At 67.8% G+C, this 5,396-nt stretch carries 7 protein-coding genes; all 7 read left to right on the top strand.

Going from position 1 to position 5,396, the window contains the following annotated elements:
* A partial coding sequence (locus ABEA33_RS24505) for a hypothetical protein (protein ID WP_345529732.1) occupies positions 1-258 on the top strand: 258 nt, incomplete at its 5' end.
* A 161-nt stretch (positions 259-419) separates the two neighbouring features.
* Positions 420-1,328, top strand: coding sequence for a bifunctional DNA primase/polymerase (locus ABEA33_RS24500; protein ID WP_345529731.1), 909 nt, complete (start codon positions 420-422; stop codon positions 1,326-1,328).
* A complete protein-coding gene (locus tag ABEA33_RS24495; protein ID WP_345529730.1) occupies positions 1,325-1,675 on the top strand; it encodes a hypothetical protein in 351 nt (116 codons plus the stop codon). Before ABEA33_RS24500 ends, ABEA33_RS24495 begins: the two co-directional genes overlap by 4 nt.
* A gap of 53 nt (positions 1,676-1,728) precedes the next feature.
* Positions 1,729-2,478 (top strand): serine/arginine repetitive matrix protein 2, encoded by a 750-nt coding sequence (locus tag ABEA33_RS24490; RefSeq protein ID WP_345529729.1) that lies wholly within the window; start codon positions 1,729-1,731, stop codon positions 2,476-2,478.
* Entirely contained in the window at positions 2,471-3,448 is a 978-nt protein-coding gene (locus ABEA33_RS24485; protein ID WP_345529728.1) for a ParB N-terminal domain-containing protein, read from the top strand. Before ABEA33_RS24490 ends, ABEA33_RS24485 begins: the two co-directional genes overlap by 8 nt.
* 47 nt (positions 3,449-3,495) lie before the next feature.
* The gene (locus ABEA33_RS24480) at positions 3,496-4,161 is read left to right on the top strand and encodes a hypothetical protein (RefSeq protein WP_345529727.1); all 666 of its coding nucleotides are present in this window, start codon (positions 3,496-3,498) and stop codon (positions 4,159-4,161) included.
* A 13-nt stretch (positions 4,162-4,174) separates the two neighbouring features.
* Positions 4,175-5,287 (top strand): C40 family peptidase, encoded by a 1,113-nt coding sequence (locus ABEA33_RS24475; RefSeq protein ID WP_345529726.1) that lies wholly within the window; start codon positions 4,175-4,177, stop codon positions 5,285-5,287.
* Positions 5,288-5,396 lie beyond the last annotated feature (109 nt).

Here is a 5,396-nt window from a genome sequence, read left to right as displayed (position 1 = left end):
GGCATGACCCGCAACCTCTTCCAGAATCAGTCCAGTTGCAACAACCGATTGAATTCGCCACAGCACTACATGACCGGCTACGACGCCGGTCGGACCGGGTCCCTGCAGACAGGTTCCACCGAAGCCGGGCACCGCTGGCTCGCCGAGCATCTCGACGCCGACAACGCCTACATCGCCGGATACGAGTGGGCACTATGGGACTACGAGGATGCCAATGGACTCGCCCACGAGGCCCGACCCACATTGGCTGCCGGGTAAGCGCTCGACCATCGCCGCTGGCATCCCGTCGATCTCTTTGATCGCTGAGCGGCCGACGACTTAGGGGTACCTGCTGACCTGCGGAAACGCAGGTTCCCCCCTCAGCTCCCCCCTCGTGGTTCCCCGGAATCCGGGGAACCTGCCACATCACTCTCATCGGCATGTACGACCCCGAAGACCCCATGCCTCAATGGACCGTCTCAACAATGCAGCGCGTCGCCGCCGAACCGGACTTGGCGGCTGCCGCGATCCGCTATGCGAACCTTGGAATGCTGGTGTTCCCGTGCGTCCCGGGCGGCAAGCGGCCGCTGACGCCCAGCGGGTTCCACGATGCCACCTCGTCAGCGCGAGTCGTCCACCAGTGGTGGCAGCGCACGCCCGACGCGAACATCGGCATTCCGACGGGGAGCAGAACCGGCTTCCTCGTTGTCGACGTCGATGTCCACCCTGGCGGCAGTGGTTTCGCGGCGTTCGAGCGTGCCCGAGCCGCAGGTCTCGCGGACAGCTGGGGTTGGATGGTCCGCACCCCGTCTGGCGGCGTCCACGCCTACTTCCCGACCGCTGCCGATCAGGAGCAGCGATCCTGGCAGGTCCCCTCCGTACACGTCGACTTCCGCGGTGACGGCGGCTACGTCATCGCGCCCCCGTCCAAAGTCGAGATCGACGGCGTCACGAAGACGTACGACGTCATCGCTGTCACCACCCAGCCGGCGAGGCCCGTCGACGCCCGCGAGCTGCGCAAGTTCCTGGAACCACCGCGACGAGCCCCAGCGCCGGCTTCGCCGTCCCTACCCGCGAACGGGTACAGCCCCGAGGCTCTGGCACGGACTGTCGCACTGACACCAGAGGGCGGTCGCAACCGAACCCTGTTCTGGGCCTCGTGCCGCATGGTCGAGGACCGTCACAACCACGCGACGGTGCTCAGCTATCTGATGCCAGCCGCTCAGCACGCCGGCCTCCCCGATCGCGAGATCGAATCGACGATCGACTCCGCCTTTCGGGTCGCGTCCCGCCTCGGCCCCGGAAGCGGCCTAGGCCCTACTCAACGGAGTGAGGTGATCCAGCTGTGAATACGCACGCCGAGTACCGCCGCCACGGCCACCGACTGCCGGAGTTGCCCGCCGCGAACCCTGCATCCGAGGACGCGGGCAGCCTCCTCGCCCGTCATCGCGACCCGTCACTCGAGTTGCGCAGGACCAGCCCGGCAGCTCCCACCAAGGGCATCGCCTGGGTCCGCCCGACCGACCTCGCGGCGTACGCCTCCCCGATGGTCGGGCGCGGCATCGACCGCCAGGCCGAGCTGATCCGACGTGCCCGTCGTACTCCGGCGACGACCACCCGCGCGCTCAACCGTGGCCTCCCACACAAACCCGCACCGACTCCCCCGGTGAGCCGCCAGGAAGGACTCCAACTGTGAGCCATTCATTCACGACCCCAAGAGGGCTCCGCCGTCTGCTCGTGCGACTTCGGGTGTCCGGACCCCGCGCGTGGGAGACCGACCCCGAAGCCCGCGACCTCATGCTCTTCACCGCCCGCAAGTACGAGGCGCTCGCGATCAAGCACCGCTGCGACCCAAGTGCCGGCGCCGCGGCGGCCTTCGAGGCGATGCGCACCTACGCCGTGCGGACAGCGATCGATCCCTGGGCCGTCGTCACGCAGGCGGTGAAGGTCACCCTCATCGCCGAAGAACGCGCCGCTGGCCTGATGTGCTCGGTTCACCAGGCACGTCATCCGGAGGTCTCTCGCCACCACGACGTCCGCCGCTTCTGCGACACCGACGCCGACCTCCCGAACCTCCTGCCCGCGCTCGCTGTCGAGCCGTTCAGCCCGGACGAGACGCCTCCGACCGGAGCGTTCGAGGCGATTGAGACCGCCATCGATCTCTTCGCCGCGCTCGGCTGGCCCCGCGACACCGCGACCTGCGCGCTTGACTACATCGCCGCCCGCCTCGCCGAGTCAGGCAGCCGGTCGACGACCCACGCCGCGCTGCGACGCGACCAGACCGCTCGGGCCCTCCTCGACATCGAGCAGGACGCGTGGACGACGGTCCTGCGGATCGTCCTGGGCAACCCCAACCCGGACGAAGCCTGCACCTCGGATGGCCACGGCGTGCTGCTGCGCCTGCTGATTGGCCATCCGATCACCGAGCTGCTCGACGACGACCTGCTCGTCTACGACATCAGCCAGACCGCGCCTCGACCGGCCCGAATCCATGCCTGAGACCCGCGGCCACATCGAGCTCGACCGAGCGATCGACGCCATCGTGGTCGGCGTCCGTCACCGCAAGGATCCCGGCGACATCAAGAAGCTCATGGAGTCCATCGAACGGGTCGGCCTGCTGCAACCGATCACGATCACGCCCGAGGGCGTCCTCGTCTGCGGATGGCGCCGGCTCGAAGCCGTCCGCCGCCTGGGGTGGAACTCGATGAAGGTCTGGGTCCGCTCCGGGATCTCCGGCAAGCTCGAAGGCTTGCTCGCACAGCAGGACGAGAACGAGCTCCACAAGCCCCTGAGCGAGCTCGAAAAGGCCGCGCTCTACCGCGAGCTCAAGGCGATCGGGACCGAGGAGGCCGAGCTCCGGAAGCAGACCACCCAGTTCGGGAACTCAAACAACGCCGAAGACTCCGGTCATGCACCCGGTGCAGGACCAGGAGAGACCGGTTCCGCTCGGCGGCAGGCGGCCGTGGCCATCACCGGCACGGCGTCGTACAACACCCATGAACGGGTCTGCGCCCTCATGGACTGGGCCTCTCGTAAGGCCACCCCTCCCGAGATCCGCGCCATGGCCAACGACGCGCTCCGCAAAATCGAAGAAGGCGAGCCCGTCAAGCCGCTCTACCGCCAGGTCAAGGAAGCCTTCGACAAGACCCAGGAGCCTCAGCCCGACGCCGAGACTGACCTCGCTCGTCTTGCCCGCGAAGCTCTGGAGCGCGCCCAGCACGAAGGGAGGGAGAAGGGACGGAACAACCTCAAGCGCAACCAGGGTTCGACCAGCCACTTCCGCAGCGTCCGCTCCTTCATCCTGACCTGGACCGAGCTCGACGGCTGGACCGAGATGTACGACGTCAACGAGCTCGCCGCCCGGCTCACCCGCGAGGACTGGCAGCGGTTCGACCGCGTCGTGACCGCGACGATCGCGTTCCGTGACCAGCTCATCGCCGCGCGGCGCCACACCGCGACATCGGCGTAGTCCGCGCACCTACTCGACGCCCTGTCACCCATCTCCGGGAGTCCCCGATGTCGAAACTCACCGGCCGCCAGATCGTGCTCCTCGTCGTCTGTGGGTTCGCCCTGATCACCGCCGCCGTCAGCATCTACGGGCTGATGCGAGGACCGGGGGGCACCAACGCCAAGCGGCCTGAGGATCGGTCAGTGCGTATCGAGGTGCGTAGCCAGTCCGTCGACCCTGCGATCACGCCTCACGAACGCTCGCTCCCCCACACCACCGATCCCATCGTCTACGCCCGTGCGGTCGCCGCGTCGCTCTTCGAGTGGGACACCAGCTCAGGTCTTCTCCCGACCGACTACACCGCGAAGGTCCTGGCAGATGCCGATCCGTCCGGCGAGGAGACACCCGGCCTGCTCGATGACGTCGCCACCTACCTGCCGACAGTCGAGCAGTGGCTCGACCTCGGCGCGATGGAGGTGGCGCAATCGCTCGAGATCCAGGACGCCTACGTGCCGGACTCCTGGGCCGCCGCTGTTGACCAACCGCACGGCCAACTCCGCCCCGGCACGACGGCGGTGACGATCACCGGGACTCGTCATCGCGTCGGCGAATGGAACGGCGAGGTCGAGGAATCGTCGTACCCGGTCGCCTTCACGGTCTTCGTCGCCTGCCAGCCCTCCTTCGAACGTTGTCGCGTCCTACGCCTTTCCCAGCTCGACAACCCGATGAGGTGAGCAGGGCGTGGGGATGACGGTGTTCGTGGCAGGCGCAGCGGCCGCCGTACTGCTCGCACCTGGCGGCGCAGTCCTCGGCGTCGCAACACTGATCAGCCCCGCATCCGCCGGGTCGGGCAGCTGCATGTGGGACAGCCACGAGACCGGAAGTCTCGGCGTCTCGGGCCCCGTCCCGTCGAGCCTGACCGCAGTCAATGCGTACGGCGAGTCCGTGGTGCTCCGAAGCCAGCAACTCACCCGGGCGGCCACGATCATCGCCGTCGGCAAAGCCGAGCAGATTCCGGCCCGAGGTCAACTCATCGCGATCATGACCGCACTCACCGAGTCCTCCATCAGGGTTCTCTCCAACATCGGCGCTTACCCAGAGTCGGCCGAACTCCCGAACGACGGCAACGGCGGCGATCACGACTCGGTAGGTCTCTTCCAGCAGCGTCCCGCTGCGGGCTGGGGCAGCGTTCCGAACCTCATGGACCCGGTCTGGTCCTCTCGCGCCTTCTACGGCGGACCCAGCGGCCCGAACCACGGCTCGCCGCGCGGCCTCCTCGACATCAATGACTGGGAGACGATGGCCCCTGGCGCAGCAGCCCAGGCGGTGCAGGTCTCCGCTTATCCAGACAGGTACGCCGTCAACCAGCCGATCGCCGAGAAGATCCTGGCCGTGCTCAGCGGAGTCTCGCTGAGCAGCGGGCTCGAGTGCACGGAGACGGGCGCCGGACGGCCACCGGACCTGCCATCCGGCTTCCCCAGCGCGCTCATCGCCGCGGCCGCCGAGCAGATCGGGAAGCCTTACGTCTGGGGCGGTGGCAACTTCGACGGGCCGACCGGCGGCGGCTTCGACTGCTCTGGCCTTGTCCTGTTCGCCGCGTACCAAGCCTCGGGCGGCCGCATCCGACTCCCCCACTACACCGGCGACCAGATCCGCATCGGCCAAGGCATCGCCTGGGCCGACAAGCAACCCGGCGACCTAATCTTCTTCGGTTACCCCGGCGCCGGCCGCCCGCACCACGTCGCCATCTACGTCGGCGGCGACAAGATCCTCCACGCACCACGCACCGGCGACCACGTTCGGTACGGCGCGATCTCCGAATTCGCGGGCGAGGTCATGACGGTGCGTCGGCTCGAGTGACCTTGCTCGTGGGTCCACGGAGTTCAGGACTTCCTATCTCGCGAGCTTCCCGCCCAGAATGACTGCGGTTGATTCGGCCGGCGGATTGGAGGCCACTCGTGCTTCCGTA

The sequence above is a fragment of the Nocardioides endophyticus genome, from assembly GCF_039543845.1.
Lineage (GTDB): Bacteria > Actinomycetota > Actinomycetes > Propionibacteriales > Nocardioidaceae > Nocardioides > Nocardioides endophyticus.
This window is presented reverse-complemented; position numbering and strand designations above follow the sequence as displayed.

Bases quoted from the DNA above. Each gene is read 5' to 3' on its own strand.
- ABEA33_RS24500 (WP_345529731.1), top strand. From the start codon at position 420: ATGTACGACCCCGAAGACCCCATGCCTCAATGGACCGTCTCAACAATG.
- ABEA33_RS24480 (WP_345529727.1), top strand. From the start codon at position 3,496: ATGTCGAAACTCACCGGCCGCCAGATCGTGCTCCTCGTCGTCTGTGGG.
- ABEA33_RS24475 (WP_345529726.1), top strand. From the start codon at position 4,175: ATGACGGTGTTCGTGGCAGGCGCAGCGGCCGCCGTACTGCTCGCACCT.
- ABEA33_RS24485 (WP_345529728.1), top strand. From the start codon at position 2,471: ATGCCTGAGACCCGCGGCCACATCGAGCTCGACCGAGCGATCGACGCC.